At 62.1% G+C, this 15,171-nt stretch carries 17 protein-coding genes; 4 read left to right on the plus strand and 13 right to left on the minus strand.

Going from position 1 to position 15,171, the window contains the following annotated elements; translation table 11 throughout:
• Nucleotides 1–10: 10 nt before the first annotated feature.
• Genes fmt through def (ACFOGH_RS18015) form a run of 4 tightly spaced genes read right to left on the minus strand, consistent with a single transcriptional unit; the run spans nt 11 to nt 2,407 of the window.
• Nucleotides 11–904, minus strand: a complete 894-nt coding sequence (gene fmt / locus ACFOGH_RS18000) for a methionyl-tRNA formyltransferase (protein ID WP_380074554.1) — start codon at nt 902–904, stop codon at nt 11–13.
• Nucleotides 901–1,404 (minus strand): peptide deformylase, encoded by a 504-nt coding sequence (gene def, locus ACFOGH_RS18005; protein WP_380074555.1) that lies wholly within the window; start codon nt 1,402–1,404, stop codon nt 901–903. Before def (ACFOGH_RS18005) ends, fmt begins: the two co-directional genes overlap by 4 nt.
• Nucleotides 1,401–1,883, minus strand: coding sequence for a peptide deformylase (def, locus tag ACFOGH_RS18010; protein ID WP_380074556.1), 483 nt, complete (start codon nt 1,881–1,883; stop codon nt 1,401–1,403). The genes def (ACFOGH_RS18005) and def (ACFOGH_RS18010) overlap by 4 nt, the downstream gene beginning before the upstream one ends.
• Nucleotides 1,883–2,407 carry a peptide deformylase gene (gene def / locus ACFOGH_RS18015; protein ID WP_380074557.1) on the minus strand — a complete coding sequence of 175 codons (525 nt, stop codon included), beginning with the start codon at nt 2,405–2,407 and terminating at the stop codon, nt 1,883–1,885. Before def (ACFOGH_RS18015) ends, def (ACFOGH_RS18010) begins: the two co-directional genes overlap by 1 nt.
• A 206-nt stretch (nt 2,408–2,613) precedes the next feature.
• Between def (ACFOGH_RS18015) and ACFOGH_RS18020 the strand changes: the two genes are divergently transcribed.
• Nucleotides 2,614–3,783: a MalY/PatB family protein gene (locus ACFOGH_RS18020; RefSeq protein ID WP_380074558.1), complete on the plus strand. Its 1,170-nt coding sequence runs from the start codon at nt 2,614–2,616 to the stop codon at nt 3,781–3,783.
• A gap of 6 nt (nt 3,784–3,789) precedes the next feature.
• On the opposite strand, the gene ACFOGH_RS18025 is transcribed toward ACFOGH_RS18020, so the two are convergent.
• The 3 genes from ACFOGH_RS18025 to smc all read right to left on the minus strand — a co-directional run bounded on the left by ACFOGH_RS18025 (nt 3,790) and on the right by smc (nt 8,147).
• Entirely contained in the window at nt 3,790–4,140 is a 351-nt protein-coding gene (locus ACFOGH_RS18025; protein ID WP_380074559.1) for a hypothetical protein, read from the minus strand.
• A 210-nt stretch (nt 4,141–4,350) separates the two neighbouring features.
• A complete protein-coding gene (locus ACFOGH_RS18030; protein WP_380074560.1) occupies nt 4,351–4,692 on the minus strand; it encodes a hypothetical protein in 342 nt (113 codons plus the stop codon).
• Nucleotides 4,692–8,147, minus strand: coding sequence for a chromosome segregation protein SMC (gene smc / locus ACFOGH_RS18035; protein ID WP_380074561.1), 3,456 nt, complete (start codon nt 8,145–8,147; stop codon nt 4,692–4,694). Before smc ends, ACFOGH_RS18030 begins: the two co-directional genes overlap by 1 nt.
• A 194-nt stretch (nt 8,148–8,341) precedes the next feature.
• Between smc and ACFOGH_RS18040 the strand changes: the two genes are divergently transcribed.
• Nucleotides 8,342–8,728 (plus strand): GFA family protein, encoded by a 387-nt coding sequence (locus tag ACFOGH_RS18040; protein ID WP_380074562.1) that lies wholly within the window; start codon nt 8,342–8,344, stop codon nt 8,726–8,728.
• Entirely contained in the window at nt 8,728–9,192 is a 465-nt protein-coding gene (locus tag ACFOGH_RS18045) for a GNAT family N-acetyltransferase (protein WP_380074563.1), read from the plus strand. Before ACFOGH_RS18040 ends, ACFOGH_RS18045 begins: the two co-directional genes overlap by 1 nt.
• Here ACFOGH_RS18045 and ACFOGH_RS18050 read toward each other — a convergent pair.
• The 6 genes from ACFOGH_RS18050 to rsfS form a co-directional block, all read right to left on the minus strand.
• Nucleotides 9,180–9,662, minus strand: a complete 483-nt coding sequence (locus tag ACFOGH_RS18050) for an RNA pyrophosphohydrolase (protein WP_380074564.1) — start codon at nt 9,660–9,662, stop codon at nt 9,180–9,182. The two genes, ACFOGH_RS18045 and ACFOGH_RS18050, sit on opposite strands and share 13 nt — an antisense overlap.
• Before the next feature lie 55 nt (nt 9,663–9,717).
• Complete coding sequence (locus tag ACFOGH_RS18055) at nt 9,718–11,064, minus strand: S41 family peptidase (protein ID WP_380074565.1); 1,347 nt, start codon at nt 11,062–11,064, stop codon at nt 9,718–9,720.
• Between the two features lie 9 nt (nt 11,065–11,073).
• Entirely contained in the window at nt 11,074–12,189 is a 1,116-nt protein-coding gene (locus ACFOGH_RS18060; protein WP_380074566.1) for a murein hydrolase activator EnvC family protein, read from the minus strand.
• Nucleotides 12,190–12,213: 24 nt separating this feature from the next.
• Entirely contained in the window at nt 12,214–13,740 is a 1,527-nt protein-coding gene (gpmI, locus tag ACFOGH_RS18065) for a 2,3-bisphosphoglycerate-independent phosphoglycerate mutase (RefSeq protein WP_380074567.1), read from the minus strand.
• A 121-nt stretch (nt 13,741–13,861) separates the two neighbouring features.
• A complete protein-coding gene (rlmH, locus tag ACFOGH_RS18070; RefSeq protein WP_380074568.1) occupies nt 13,862–14,332 on the minus strand; it encodes a 23S rRNA (pseudouridine(1915)-N(3))-methyltransferase RlmH in 471 nt (156 codons plus the stop codon).
• Nucleotides 14,333–14,335: 3 nt separating this feature from the next.
• Complete coding sequence (gene rsfS, locus ACFOGH_RS18075) at nt 14,336–14,806, minus strand: ribosome silencing factor (RefSeq protein ID WP_380074569.1); 471 nt, start codon at nt 14,804–14,806, stop codon at nt 14,336–14,338.
• Between the two features lie 219 nt (nt 14,807–15,025).
• Here rsfS and ACFOGH_RS18080 point away from each other — a divergent pair, with 219 nt between their 5' ends.
• Nucleotides 15,026–15,166: a hypothetical protein gene (locus ACFOGH_RS18080; protein WP_380074570.1), complete on the plus strand. Its 141-nt coding sequence runs from the start codon at nt 15,026–15,028 to the stop codon at nt 15,164–15,166.
• Nucleotides 15,167–15,171 lie beyond the last annotated feature (5 nt).

The raw sequence follows: 15,171 nt of genomic DNA on the forward strand, positions 1-15,171 counted from the left end.
CGCGCCCGCTTTAGCTCAGAACCTCGGGCAGCTTCAGCCCGTTCAGAATATCGCCCGCCGACATCGGCCGCTTGCCCTCGCGTTGCGCCAGCGTGATTTCCACTGCGCCGTCACCACAAGCCACGCGCAAGCCATCCAGCACCTGCCCTGCCCGCCCTGCGCCTTCGGCAAGGCGCGAGCGCAGCAGCTTCACCCGCTCGCCATTGATCTCGCACCAGGCCCCCGGAAACGGCGACAGCCCCCTTATCTGGCGATCCACCACGGCGGCAGGCTGTGCCCAATCCACCCGCGCCTCGGCCTTGTCGATCTTGGTGGCGTATATGACCCCCTGTTCGGATTGCGCCACGGCAGGCCGCGGCAAATCTGAAATCGTCGCGCTGATCAACCGCGCACCCATCGCTGCCAGTCGGTCATGCAGGTCTGCGGTGGTCTCCTCGGCCCCGATCGCCGTCTGCGCCCGCGCCAGCACCGGGCCGGTATCCAGGCCCGCCTCCATCTGCATGATGCAGACGCCGGTTTCGGCATCCCCCGCCATGATCGCGCGATGGATCGGTGCGGCCCCCCGCCAACGCGGCAGCAGCGAGGCATGGATGTTCACACAGCCCAGCCTTGGGTGATCCAGCACCGCTTGCGGCAGGATCAGGCCATAGGCCACGACCACCGCAAGATCGGCCTGCAGATCAAAAAACGCCTGTTGCGCCTCGGATGTGCGCAGCGAAACGGGATGATACACCGGCAACCCCAAGGCCTCGGCACATTGCTGCACCGGGCTGGCACGGTCGGCTTTTCCGCGCCCCGCTGGCCGGGGTGGTTGGCAGTAGACGGCGACAATCTCGTGATGTTGCGCCAGCTCTTTCAGGATCGGAACCGAGAAATCCGGCGTGCCCATGAAAATGATTTTCATTGCCGTTTCCGCAATTTTTCTGCCCGCGCAATCAACATCTTGCGCTTCACCGCAGACAGGTGGTCAAAAAACATCTTGCCCGCCAGATGGTCGATCTGATGCTGCACCGAGGTCGCCCACAGATTGACGAAATCGCGCTCCTCGATCTGATTTTCCGCATTCAGATAGCGCACCGTCACCGCACGCGGGCGGCTGATGATGGCAGAAACGCCGGGCAGATTGGGCGAGGCTTCCTCATGTTCGCGGAACTGCCCCGAGGCGTGCAAGATCTGCGGATTGGCCATCAGAATGGCCTGCCCGCGCTGCTCGGAACAATCCACTACCGCCAGACTTTGCGAGATACCAATCTGCACCGCAGCGAGGCCATACCCCGGCATCGCATCCATCGTATCGACCATGTCGGCCCAAATCGCCCGCGTCTCAGCGGTGATCTCTGCCACCGGCTGCGCGGGCGTGCGCAGGCACGGGTGCGGGAAGGGCAGGCAGAGTCTGACGGTCATGTAAGGGCCTTTTCGGCTTGGGCACGCGCGGCCGGGTCCAGATGATCCAGCGTCAGCACGCCGTTCAGATGATCCAGCTCGTGCTGCGCGCAGATGGCTGCAAAGTTTGTGAATGCTTCTTCATATTGGCCACCATCCAGACCAATCCACCGCATCCGCACCGCAACCGGGCGTGCGATCTGGCTGGTCAACCCTGGCAAAGACAAGCAACCCTCTGGCCCGGTCGCGGTTTCTTCCGAGGCCCAGAGGACTTTGGGGTTGATCAACACCCGCGGCGCATAAATGCCTTCCTTCCAGGTGCAATCCATCACAAAAAGCCGTAGCAGAGCGCCAATCTGCGGCGAAGCCAAACCTCGACCGGGCGCTGCGTACATGGTTTCCAGCATATCCGCCGCCAAGCCCGAAACATCGCCGGAAATTTCCGAACAAACGGTCGTTAACCGCGGATCTGGCCAGCGCAAGATCGGCAGAACGGCCATCAGCTTTCGGGACCAGACCGCGCGCGTTCCCGTTTCAGCTTTTCCATCTTGCGGGTGATCATCTGCCGCTTCAGCGGGCCCAGATAATCAATGAACAGCTTGCCATTCAGATGGTCAATCTCATGCTGCACGCAGGTCGCCCACAACCCGGTGAACAGCCGTTCCTGCGGTGCCCCGTCCAGATCCATCCAGCCAACCTTGACCGAACTGGGCCGCTTCACCTCGGCATATTGATCGGGGATCGACAGGCAACCTTCTTCATAGCTGCCCAGATCTTCCGACGACCAAAGCACCTCCGGGTTCAGCAGGGCCATAGGCTCGGGCGGGCCGTCCTTGATGCAATCCATCACGATGATTCGCTTCATCACGCCAATCTGCGGCGCGGCCAAGCCGATACCGGGCGCGTCATACATGGTTTCAAGCATGTCCGCCGCCAGCGCAGAAATCTCGGCGCTGACCGCTGCGATCGGCTCGCAGGGCTTTTTCAGGCGCGGATCGGGATGTATCAGGATATCGCGTATCATGTTTGGGATTTACGGCGCGGGGGCAAATCGTGCAAGAGGGCGGGAGGGATTCCGTGAAATCACCAATAAAGTCTACTCTCCAGGATAAATTCCCCATTAGATGCCGTTTATAGGTTCATTATTCCGATATTGATCATCAATCAGGGAAGACATACCGATTTACATGTCATAACTAGAATGAAATACCAAACCGAAACAGGACGATCATGACCTTCGATACCCCAATCAATCGCTTTGGAACCCATTCTGTCAAATGGGATTCGATGGAAGCCTTCTACGGCGTGCCCGCCAAGGACGGCATTGCCATGTGGGTGGCGGATATGGATTTCCGCCCGCCCACCTGCGTGCAAAAGGCGCTTGAAGGCATGTTGGCGCATGGCGTCTATGGCTATTACGGCGATGACGCCGCCTATCTCGACGCTATTCGCTGGTGGATGCAGACCCGCCACGGCTGGACGGTTGAGCGGGATCAGATTTTCACCACGCACGGCTTGGTGAATGGCACCGCCATGTGCGTGGATGCGTTTACCCAGCCGGGAGATGGCATTGTGCTGTTCACCCCGATTTATCACGCCTTCGCGCGGGTGATCAAAGGCGCCGGGCGGCAGGTGGTAGAGTGCAAGCTCGCTAATGTGAACGGGCGTTATGAAATGGATTTCGCCGCCTGGGATGCGCAGATGACAGGCAAGGAAACCATGCTGATCCTGTGTTCTCCGCACAATCCGGGCGGACGTGTCTGGACGGTGGCCGAGTTGCAGGGCGTGGCTGACTTTTGTGCGCGCCACAACCTGTTGCTGGTGTCTGACGAAATTCACCATGATCTTGTGATGCCTAGTCAGAAGCACACTGTCATGGCGACCCTGCCGGGGATAAGTGAACGTCTGGTCATGATGACCGCAACCACCAAGACCTTCAACATTGCAGGCGCACATTCGGGCAACGTGATCATCGCCGATCCCAAACTGCGCGCGCGTTTCGCCGAGCGGATGAACGCGATGGGCATCTCGCCGAACTCTTTCGGCATGTTTATGGCGACCGCTGCCTATTCGCCCGAAGGTGCCGCGTGGGTGGATACGCTTTGCGAATACCTTGCGGGCAATGCCAAGATTTTCAACGATGGCATTGCTCAGATTCCGGGGCTGCGCTCGATGCCATTAGAGGCGACTTATTTGGCTTGGGTGGATTTCACGGGCACCGGTATGGCGCAGGCCGAGTTCATCGAGCGGGTGGAAAAGCAGGCCAAGATCGCCAGCAACCATGGCACGCCGTTCGGGGCCGGGGGCGAGTCGTTCCTGCGCTTCAATCTGGCGACGCCCCGCGCGGTTGTGGTCGAGGCTGTGCAACGGCTGCAAGCTGCCTTCGCCGATCTGCAATAGCCGCGCTCAGGCTCTGGGCAACAGCGCCACAGGGGCGTTTTCGTCGCGTTCATAATCCAGCGGCGCATGATCCGACACAAGGGTCATGCGCTTGAAGTCGCAGACCAAATCGCCATTCTCGACCAGTGAGGCGACGATCAGGCATTGAAAAATATGCCGCGAGCCGTCGTAAACATCGACCAGCCCGCGCAGATGCGGGGTCAGCGCGGCATCCAGCGCAAAGCCATCATGCCAGCAGCGGATCACCGGAAACACCGCCTCGCCCACCTGCACGCGTAGACGCGATTTCCGCGAAGCCTCGCGTTTGCGCGCCGCATCCAGACCGTCGCGAATATCCTGTGGCAGAAACTCCAGCATCATCGCCTCCTTACCTGTCGCCAAGTTTGCCTGCGAAGTGCTTAATTTTATGACAGAGTTGGAACGCGATAAAGAAACACCCCGCGTGCGTGGCCGAATTGTCGCAAATCAGCCATTAGCGATCTCGCCACATCCCCTCCTTAGATCTTCGTCACAACCTGAGGAGGAAATCAAGCCCCGGTGACGCGCCCGCCCGATTCGCAGGTTAGCTTACATCCCCTCGTCCCGCTGCCGAGTCGCGCGCCGCCACGCCACGCAGCGCGCCACCATCTCGCGCGTCAGATCACCCCAAGCTGCAAGGCTTTCGGGCGTCGCAAGCAGGATAATCCGGGTTTCGCCTTGCCAAATGTCCATCGACACGCCGGGGTGCCGTGCGTTCCACTGCGCAATCTGCGCCGCCGTCGCCCGCAATGGCCAGCATTGTGCCAACTGCCAACCGGCATCGGTCTGCGTTGCGGTAAACTCTGGCAAGGCCGCATCGCTGCGGGCGTAAATCACCCCGTCCACCTGTTCCACGCCGATGAATCCGGCCGCCCGCAGCAGATCTTCCATCAGGCGACCAAAGCCTCAGCGCGTTTCAGATCGACCGAGACCAACTGGCTGACACCCTGCTCGGCCATCGTGACGCCAAACAACCTATCCATCCGCGCCATCGTCACCGCATGGTGGGTGATGATCAGAAACCGCGTTTCGGTGCGCCGGGTCATCTCGTCCAGCAAGTCGCAGAACCGCGTCACGTTGGCATCATCCAGTGGCGCGTCCACCTCGTCCAGCACGCAGATCGGCGCCGGATTGGCGAGGAAAACCCCGAAAATCAGCGCCAGCGCCGTCAGCGTCTGCTCGCCGCCCGACAGCAGGCTCAGCGTCGCGAGTTTCTTGCCCGGCGGCTGGCACATGATCTCCAGCCCGGCCTCTAGCGGATCATCCGATTCCACCAGCACCAGCCGCGCCTCGCCGCCGTTGAACAGGTGCGTGAACAGGGTCGCGAAATTGGCGTTCACCTGTTCAAACGCCGTCAACAGCCGTTCACGTCCCTCGCGGTTCAGCCCGGCAATGCCCGTGCGCAGCTTCTTAATCGCCTCTTCCAGATCAAGCTTTTCCTGCGCCAGCGCATCATATTCATCAGAAACCGTCTTGGCGTCATCCTCGGCGCGCAGGTTCACCGCACCCAAAGCCTCACGCTGGCGTTTCAGCCGCTGCACATTGGTATCCAACGTCTCGGCATCCGGCATCTTGTCGGGTTCGACCTTCAGCGTGTCCAGCAACTGATCGGGGGTGGCACCCTGTTCCTCGGCGATGCGCTCGGCGGCAAGGGTCACGCTTTCACGGGCTGCCTCGGCACGGGCCTCAGCGCGGGCGCGAGCCTCGCGCGCTTCACCGGCCAACCGCTCGCCCTCGCGCTCGGTATCGCGGGCGGTGCGCAACACCGCCTCGGCGGCAGACAGCGCATCTGCGGCCACCGTGCGGCGCGCTTCGGCCTCGGTGATCGCATCGCTGAGTTCCTCGCGCTTGATGGCGATTTCCTCGGGCGCGGCAGAGGCCTCAGACAACTCCTCTTGCGTCTCGGCGCGGCGCTCGGCCAATTCCGCAATCCGCTTGGCGGCAGTGTCCAGCCGATGCTTCCATCCCGACAATTCCTTGACCGCTTCCTGACGCCGCTTGACCCGCGCCTCGCCCTCGCGGCGCAGTTCGTCATGCGCAGACCTACGCGCCATCATGGTGATGCGCGCAGCTTCCACCGCCAGTTTCGCCGCCTCCACCGCTTCGCGCGCGCTGTGCAGTTCGGGCAGATCCTCCTCCGCAGCCAGCGCCGCTTCCAGCCGTTCGCGCGCCTCGACGGCCTCGCTGTCATAGCGCGCCACAGCCAGACGTGCGGCATCCAGCTTGCCGCCTGCGATGGATTTATCGGCCTCGGCCCGCGCCGCCATTCGCCCCGCTTCGGCCACCCGCGCATCCGCGCCGCGCCGCGCATCGCGGGCGCGCTGGTCGGCCTGCGCCAATTCGGCGAGCCTTGTTTGCAACATCACATGCGCCTGCGCAGCGCCCTCGGCCCGTGCGGCGACCTCCTCCAGATCGCGTTTCAGCGCCGTCAGCCGGTTCAACTGCTGCAAACGCAGCGCCGCCGCCGAGGGCGCATCCTCGGCCCCGGCGCGAAAACCATCCCAGCGCCACAGATCGCCCTCAACCGAGACCAACCGCTGCCCCGGTTGCAGATCGGCTTGCAAGCGGGGGCCATCCTCGCGCGCGATCAGGCCAATCTGCGCCAGCCGCCGCGCCAAAACCGCCGGAGCCTGCACATGGTTCGACAGCGCCACCGCCCCGGCAGGCAGGCCCTGCGGATGCGGATAATCCGGCAACGCCACCCAGCCCGAGCGTTTATCGCCCGCAACTTCCGGCGCACGTAGATCATCCGCCAGCGCCGCACCGATGGCCTTTTCCAGCCCCGGCTCCACCACCAGCAGATCGAGCAACTGATGCCCCGACTGCGCCTCGCGCTGGACCAGCCGCGTCAACGCCGCCACTTCGGCGCGCAGAGCGCTGGCCTCGCCTTCCGCCTCAGACCGCGCCGCGCGCGCTTCGGCCTCGCGGCCCTGCACTTCTGCGCGCGCATCTTCGGCGGCAAGCAAGGCCTCTTCGGCAGCCTCGGCGGTTTCAGCCGCCACAACCTGCGCTTCTTCGGCGGCGTCAAACGCATCGCCTGCCGTAGCAAGCGCCGCCTCTGCTGCCACCACCGCATCGTTGGCCCGCGCCGCCTCGGTTTCGGCCTTTTGCACGGCGGTCTTGGTATCCGCCAACATCCGCTGCACCGATTGGTGCCGTGCCGCAAGCCGCGCTGCATCCTCGGTCGCCTGTGACAACACGCCCTCACGGTCGGTCAACACTGCCGAAGCCTCACGCGCTACGTCCGAGGCCTCGGTCAGCCGATCCTCATGGCCGTCATGCGCGCGCAAAAGCTGCTCGATCTCCCAATCCAGCCGCGCAATCACCTCGCCCGCATCACGGTTCAGGCTGGCCTCACGTTCCGCATCTCGGTCGAGTTCCACAATCCGCCCGCGCAGGGTTTCGATCATCGCCCGCGCCCGCGCCTCTTGATCGCCCAACTGATCGCGCTGCACCATCAACCGCTGCAAGATCGCGGCGGCAATCGCCTCTTCCTCGCGCAAGGGCGGCAGCGAATCCTCTGCCGCCTCGCGCTGCTTGGCGGCCAGACGCGCGGCAGCCTCGGCCTGCGCGGCTTGGGTCAGACGCTGGCGCAACAGACCATCGGCCTCGGCGCGGGCAATATCGGCCTCGCGCCAACGGCGATACAGCAACTGGCCTTCCGCACGGCGCAGTTCCTCACCGATCTCACGATAGCGCGCTGCCTGCTTGGCCTGCCGGGTAAGAGTCGAAAGCTGCTGCGCGAGACTCTCCAGCACATCATCCACCCGCAGCAGATTGGTCTCAGCCCCCGACAGCTTTAACTCAGCCTCATGCCGCCGCGCATAAAGCCCGGAAATCCCCGCCGCTTCCTCAAGTATCCGCCGCCGCGCTTTCGGCTTGGCGTTGATCAGTTCCGAAATCTGCCCCTGCCGCACCAGCGCGGGTGAGTGTGACCCGGTCGAGGCATCGGCAAACAGCATCTGCACATCACGCGCGCGCACATCCTTGGTGTTCAGTTTATAAGCAGACCCCGCATCGCGGGTGATCCGCCGGGTGATCTCGATGGTGTCCGCATCGTTGAACCCAGAAGGTGCCAGCCGATCGCTGTTGTCCATCACCAGCGCGACTTCGGCAAAATGCCGCGCGCCCCGGCTTGCCGCGCCGTTGAAAATCACATCCTCCATCCCGCCGCCGCGCATCGCCGAGGGACGGTTTTCGCCCATCACCCAGCGCATCGCTTCCAGCAGATTGGATTTGCCACAGCCATTGGGGCCAACCACCCCGGTCAGCCCGTCGTGGATGACCAGATCGGTCGGGTCCACAAAGCTTTTAAAGCCGTTCAAGCGCAGCTTGGTAAAACGCAAAGGCGTGGTCCTGATTCCTTCGGTCGTCCACTGTCGCAAGCGAGGGGTCACCGAGTCAACGCGGACACGCCCCATATGGCGCAACTTGTGCGCTTATCCCCAAGATATTGCGCAAAATGACAGCGCAGAGCCTCGGGTGGATCAGGCTTGACCGATCTGGCCCCAACCCGCAGGCTTGCGACAAAGGAGCCGAAATGACACCACCCTATTCCGGCCATTGCCTCTGCGGGGCCACGCGCTTTCACTGCACCGCAGCCCCGCTGTGGCAAAGTCATTGCCATTGCGAAAGCTGCCGTCGCGCCTGCGCCGCCCCGTTCACCTCGTTCTTCGGTGTCGCAGATGGCACCTGGGCATGGACGGGTGATGCCCCTGCCACCTATGCCTCATCCCCCGGGGTGTGGCGCGATTTCTGCGCCACCTGCGGCACGCAGATGGCTTATCGCAGCGCGCACTTTCCCGGCGAGATCCACTTCTACGCGGCCTTGCTGGATGATCCCAGCCTCTACACCCCGCAAGACCATGTTCACACTGCCGAAATGCTGCCTTGGCTGCATCTGTCCGACGGATTGCCGCGCAGATGATGCCCTATCGCGCAACAGCCCCATTCGATTGGGCCGCGATCCTGCGCCTGATCCGCAGCGAATTCGCTTACATGGATGCGCGGATCAACCCGCCCTCGTCAATGCACCGACTGACGGAAGCAGACATGGCCAGCACTGCCGAAAACGGTGAAATCTGGGTGGTAGGCACGCCGCCCTTGGCCTGTATGTTTCTGACGTTGCAGGCGGATTCGCTGTATCTTGGAAAACTCGCCGTCAGCGCCAGCACACGTGGCAAGGGCATGGCGCGGGCCTTGGTCGAGGTCGCCGAAAGCCGTGCCCGCGCCTTGGGACTGGCGGCGGTGGAATTGCAAACCCGCGTGGAACTGCTGGAAAACCAAGCCGCATTTCAGGCCATGGGCTTTGTTGAGACTAGCCGCACCGCTCATCCGGGCTTTGCGCAGCCAACCTCGATCAGCTATCGCAAAGCGGTTCAGGCCAGATAAGGCCGGAACACCTGCACAACTTCTTCATAGACCTTGCGCTTGAACGGCACGATGGCGGCGATCATCTCGTCCGCCCCGATCCAGCACCATTTTGAAAACTCGGGGTGATCCATGTCGATGTTCACTTGGCGATCTTCGCCCAAGAACCGGAACAGAAACCACTTCTGCCGCTGACCGCGATATTTGCCGCCCCAGACTTTGCCAAGCAAATCGGGCGGTAGATCGTAAGTCACCCAATCATCAGTCTTGGCGACGAATTCGACCAGATCAGCCGTCACGCCAGTTTCTTCCCACAACTCGCGCAGCGCCGCCGCGCGTGGCTTTTCGCCATCGTCAATGCCGCCCTGTGGCATCTGCCAGGCTGGCACCGGATTATCCAACCGCTGCCCGGCAAAGATCAGACCCTGCGGATTGATCAGCATCACGCCCACGCAAGGGCGATACGGCAGGCTTTCGGAGTCTAGTGTCATGGGGCCTCGAGCAATGAAATGCCGCGCCGGAACAAATCGGCGCGGCAACAACAGGTTACGGCTTGGGAGCGACCGCGTTCAACCCGCGCAGAATATCGACCGCATAGGCCAGTTGATAATCTTCGTCGCGCAGTTTCGCGGCTTCTTCGGTGCGCGCACGCTCTTCCTCAAGCTGCTTTTTCTCGTCTTCGGTCATCGAGTCATTGCTGATCGCGCCGCGCAGCGATGCCTCGGTGCGTTGTTTGGCCTGATCCTCTGCCGCCTTGGCCTCGGTGCCCTCTGCCGCTGGGTCAACCACTGGCTGATTGACCACTATATCCGGCATCACGCCCAACGATTGAATTGAGCGGCCCGACGGCGTGTAGTACCGCGCCGTCGTCAATCGCATCGCGCCTTCGCCTTTCAGCGGAATCAGCGTCTGGACCGAGCCTTTGCCAAAGCTTTTTGTCCCCACCACAATCGCGCGGCGATGATCCTGCAATGCGCCCGCCACGATCTCGGATGCCGAAGCCGAGCCGCCGTTGATCAGCACCACAATCGGCTTGCCGTCCGCGAGATCGCCCGGCGTCGCATTCTCACGCGAACTGTCTTCTGCATTGCGGCCACGGGTCGAGACGATTTCGCCTTCGTTCAGGAATGCGTCCGAGGTCAGGATCGCCTGTTTTAGCAAACCACCGGGGTTGTTGCGCAGGTCAATGACATAGCCCTTCAGCTTGTCGGCACCGCCAGCTTCTTCCGCCAGCTTCTTGATGCCTTCCTGAATGCCCGGATAGGTCTGATCGTTGAACGACGACACCCGCATCACGCCGATATTGCCAACCAGCCGCGATTTCACCGCCGCCACCTTGATGGTATCGCGCACGATCGAGACATCGAACGGCTCTTTGACGCCTTCGCGCACCACGGTGATCACGATTTCCGAACCAATCGGGCCGCGCATCTTGTCCACCGCTTCGTCCAGCGTCAGGCCTTGTACGTTTTCGCCATCCACGGTCGTGATGAAATCGCCCGGCTTGATCCCGGCCTTGTCAGCTGGCGTGCCATCCATCGGCGAGACGACCTTGATGTAGCCATCTTCCATCGTCACTTCGATGCCAAGCCCGCCGAATTCGCCGCGGGTCTGCGTGTTCATATCTTCGAACGCCTTGGCGTCCATATAGCTGGAATGCGGGTCAAGCGAGGTGAGCATGCCGTTGATCGCAGCCTCAACCAGCTTTTTGCTGTCCACGTCCTCGACATACTGCGCCCGGATACGCTCAAACACATCGCCGAACAGATCAAGCTGTTCATAGACACTCGCATTTTTCGTCGCATCCTGCGCGATCAGCGGGCCCGCCACCTGCGTTGTCAAAACGCCGCCTGCAATCGAGCCGCACAGCGCTGCGATAATCATCTTCTTCATCGGCTCGTCCTATTCCTCTGCTTTGGCGGTCGCCGCGAACCACGCCATCGGGTCCACGGGGGTCGCACCTTGCCTCAACTCTATGTAAAGCGTTTCCGTCTCGGCTCCGCCACTGCCTTCTTGTGCCCCGGTCAAAAGATCGCCCGTTCTCGCCGCCGCCCCGCCCATCAGACCCAGCGCAGCGCCCTTCGCAATCACTTCGCCAACCTCGCCATACACCTGATCCAACCCGCCCAGAACCAAAAGATAGCCGCCGCCGGGCTCAATGATCATCACGTTTCCGTAGTCCAGCAACGGCCCACGATAACGAATGGTTGCAGCCCATGGGCTTGTCACCAAAGCCCCCGGACGTGTGGCGAAAGTCATGCCGGGGCGGGTCACACCGCGCACATCGGTTTCATTGGGTTTCAGCAGCAAGGTGCCCAGCGCGGGCAACTCCAGCTTGCCCTTTTGATCGGCAAAGCTTGCATTACCCGTATCGTCCAGCGCCAGACCCGCTGCGAAAGCCTCGAGCGTATCGGCCGATTCCAACAGACCTTTCAGCACTTCAGGGTCTTCGGTGAAGCGCTTCGGCAGTTTGGTGCGGTCAGAAATCGCCTGACTTAGATCAGAGCGCGCCACCTGCGCCGCAGCCAGTCCTTGCGCCAAAGTCTGCCCCGCCGCCTTTTGCAACCGCCGCAGATCGGACAATTCCTGCAACTGGCCTTTCAGCGCATTGACCTCGGCCTGCAGCGCCGGGGTCACATCGGCCAGCATCATGCCCGAGCGCACCGTGCCCAAAGGCCCGGTCGGATGCAGCAGCAGCAGCGGCCCCGGCTCGGCATCAATCCTGCTGAGAACACCCAAAAGCTGCGCAATCCGGTCGCGTTTGGTCTGAAACTGCAACGTCATCGCCGCCTCGCGCAATTCGGCCTGACGCAAAGCCTCGCGTAGCGCCGCTAGCCCTTCCTCATAGGCCTTGATCGTCTGTGTCAAAGCCGAGACGCGATCTTTGGCACCTTCAGCCGCTTGCAATGCCGCCACCGCCTGCTGCAACTCGTCACTCGCCTGTGCGGCATCCTCCGCCACGCCGCCCGATGCAGCACTGGCGGTCAGCATCAAGGCAAAGGCAGCTGTGCGGATCATGCCGGGGTCAAATCCCATCCTGCCTCAGATCGCCGTCTGCATCAGATCGCGGCCCGTCATCTCGGGCGGTTGCGGCAACCCCATCAGCGCCAGCACCGTTGGCGCCAGATCGCCCAAACGCCCCCCATCACGCAGCACCGCGCCCTCAGGGCCGCCAACCAGCACCACCGGCACCGGATTGACGGTATGCGAGGTATGTGGCCCGCCCGTTACCGGATCAATCATCAGCTCGCAGTTGCCATGATCGGCGGTGACAATCATCGCCCCGCCCACAGCCTCAAGCGCAACCAGCGCGCGGCCCAGACCAACATCCACCGCCTCACAGGCCTTGATCGCCGCCGTCAGACTGCCGGTATGTCCGACCATATCCGGGTTGGCAAAGTTAACCACGATCAGGTCATAGCGCTTCTCGATCGCCATCACGAGGTTATCGGCCACCTCGACCGAGGACATCTCCGGCTGCAAATCATAGGTCGCCACCTTCGGCGATTTCGGCATCGCGCGGTCCTCGCCTTCGAATGGCACCTCGCGACCCCCGTTCAAAAAGAACGTGACATGCGGGTATTTCTCGGTCTCGGCCAGACGGAACTGCGTCAGCCCCTGCTTAGATACCCACTCGCCCAAGGTATTGGAAATGCTGCGTTTCGGATAGGCCGTCGCCATGTATTCATTGTGGTCGGTGGAATATTCCACCATGCCCAGCATCCCCGCCCAAACCGGGCGATCCCCGGTGGCAAAACCCGCAAAGCCCGGAGCCGCCAGCGCACCCAAAATCTCGCGCGAGCGGTCCGAGCGGAAATTCAGACAGAACACCCCGTCGCCATCAATCGCGCCTTCATAGTCGCCGATCACCGTCGGCGCGATGAACTCATCCATCTCGCCCTTGGCATATGACTGCGCCACCGCTTGCTGCGGAGTGTCGGCCCGCTCGCCATTGGCCATCACCATCGCATCATAGGCGCGCTGCACCCGCTCCCAGCGATTATCCCGGTCCATCGCCCAATAGCGCCCGATCACCGTCGCCACCTTCGCGCCCTCGGGCAGTTGCACCATCAGCATGTCGATGAACTCGGCTGCCGACGAGGGCGACACATCCCGCCCATCGGTGATCGCATGCAACGCCACCGGCACGCCCAAAGCCGTGATCGTGCGGCAGGCCGCAATCACATGGGTGATATGGCCATGCACCCCGCCATCCGACACCATCCCGATCAGATGCGCCGTGCCACCGCTCGCCTTCAGCTTGGCCACAAATTCGAGCAGCGCCGGATTGGTGGCAAAACTGCCATCCTCAACCGCCAGATCAATCGCGCCCAGATCCATCGCCACCACCCGGCCCGCGCCGATATTGGTGTGACCAACCTCGGAGTTCCCCATCTGTCCGGTCGGCAAGCCCACATCCGGGCCAAAGGTGGTCAGCGTGGAGTGCGGGCAGGTCGCCCAAATCCGGTTGAAGTTCGGCACATTGGCCTGCGCCGGGGCCGACACGCTTGGATCAGCATTGAGTCCCCAGCCATCCAGAATGCACAGAACAACGGGTTTGCGGGACATGAAGCGGCCTTTCCAATGCGTGAAACGCTTCTAGCGCCCCGCAACTGGCAGAGCAACGCCCGACCGATTCTCTCCGATTTTTTCCACAAAAAATCGTGCCGAATTCCGTGTCGGAATGCGTTCACGCCCGATGATACGGCCCGCCGCCCAGAATCGTTGCAGCGCGATACAACTGCTCTGCCAGCATCACCCGCACCAGCATATGCGGCCAGACCATGCGGCCAAAGCTTATCGAAAACCCCGCCTTCGCCCGCAAACCGGGATCAATCCCATCCGCGCCGCCGATCACGAAGGCCACGTCCTGCCGCCCGCCATCGCGCCAGCCGGCCAACTGATCGGCAAATTCCGGACTGCTCAGAACCTTACCGCGTTCGTCCAGCGTGACAATCAGCGCGCCCACCGGGATAGCGCGTTCAAGCAAAACGGCCTCTGCCGCCATGCCGAGGTTTTTCTTATCCTCAACCTCAAGCTCCGCAACCGGGCCAAGGCTCAACGCCCGCCCGGTCCGGTCCAACCGTGTGTAGTAGTCGTCGACCAGCGCCCGCTCAGGCCCTGCCCGCAGTCGCCCCACCGCACAGACATGCAGCCGCAAGGCTTACGCTCCGCGATGCGCGCTGCCGGGAAGCCACATCTTTTCAAGATCATAGAACTCGCGCACTTCCGGCCGGAAGACGTGAACGATCACATCGCCCGCATCGATCAGCACCCAATCGCCGGTTTCCTTGCCTTCCATCTTGGCCGACAGGTGGAACTGCTCTTTCAGCCGATCCGCCAGCTTTTCCGAAATCGCCGCCACTTGCCGCGACGACCGGCCCGAGCAGATCACCATGTAATCCGCCACATCCGAACGCCCGCGCAGATCAATCTGCACGATGTCCTCAGCCTTGTCGTCGTCAACCGAGGCCAGCACAGCGGCCAGCATATCCTCGGCAGTATAATCTTCAGAGGCGCGGGCAGCGCGCGGGCCAACCGGCAATCCGGTGGCAGGATCAGAATGCGACAGGACAACGTCCTCCAAATAGCGCGCCGATGCGGCCCCGGCACAGGGCTTGCGCCAGCCTATCATTGCAGGGCAACAATCTCAACGGCAGGCGAAAGCGGGCGCATAGCCTGCAATGTGCCGCAGCGCAAGGGGATCACCTGCCCCTTGGCCAGTAGGCAGGATGAAAAATCGTGCACAAAGCCATGCGCTGAACGCATGGCGGCAATACTTATCGCATACCTACACATCCACGCTGCAACGCAGCATATTATCGACAGGGAGGGAACAACTGGAGTAGATACCATGACCAAGTTCCTTAAACTGCTGCCGCGCCGCAAAACCCGCCACGAGGCAGAGCTTGAATACCTGAACGGCGCCGTAAGCCTGTATGATCTGGAATGCCGTGAGCGTGAAATCGAACGCGGACGTTTTGCGCAGTTCTGATCCTA

Source organism: Cypionkella sinensis, assembly GCF_042646385.1.
GTDB lineage: Bacteria > Pseudomonadota > Alphaproteobacteria > Rhodobacterales > Rhodobacteraceae > Cypionkella > Cypionkella sinensis.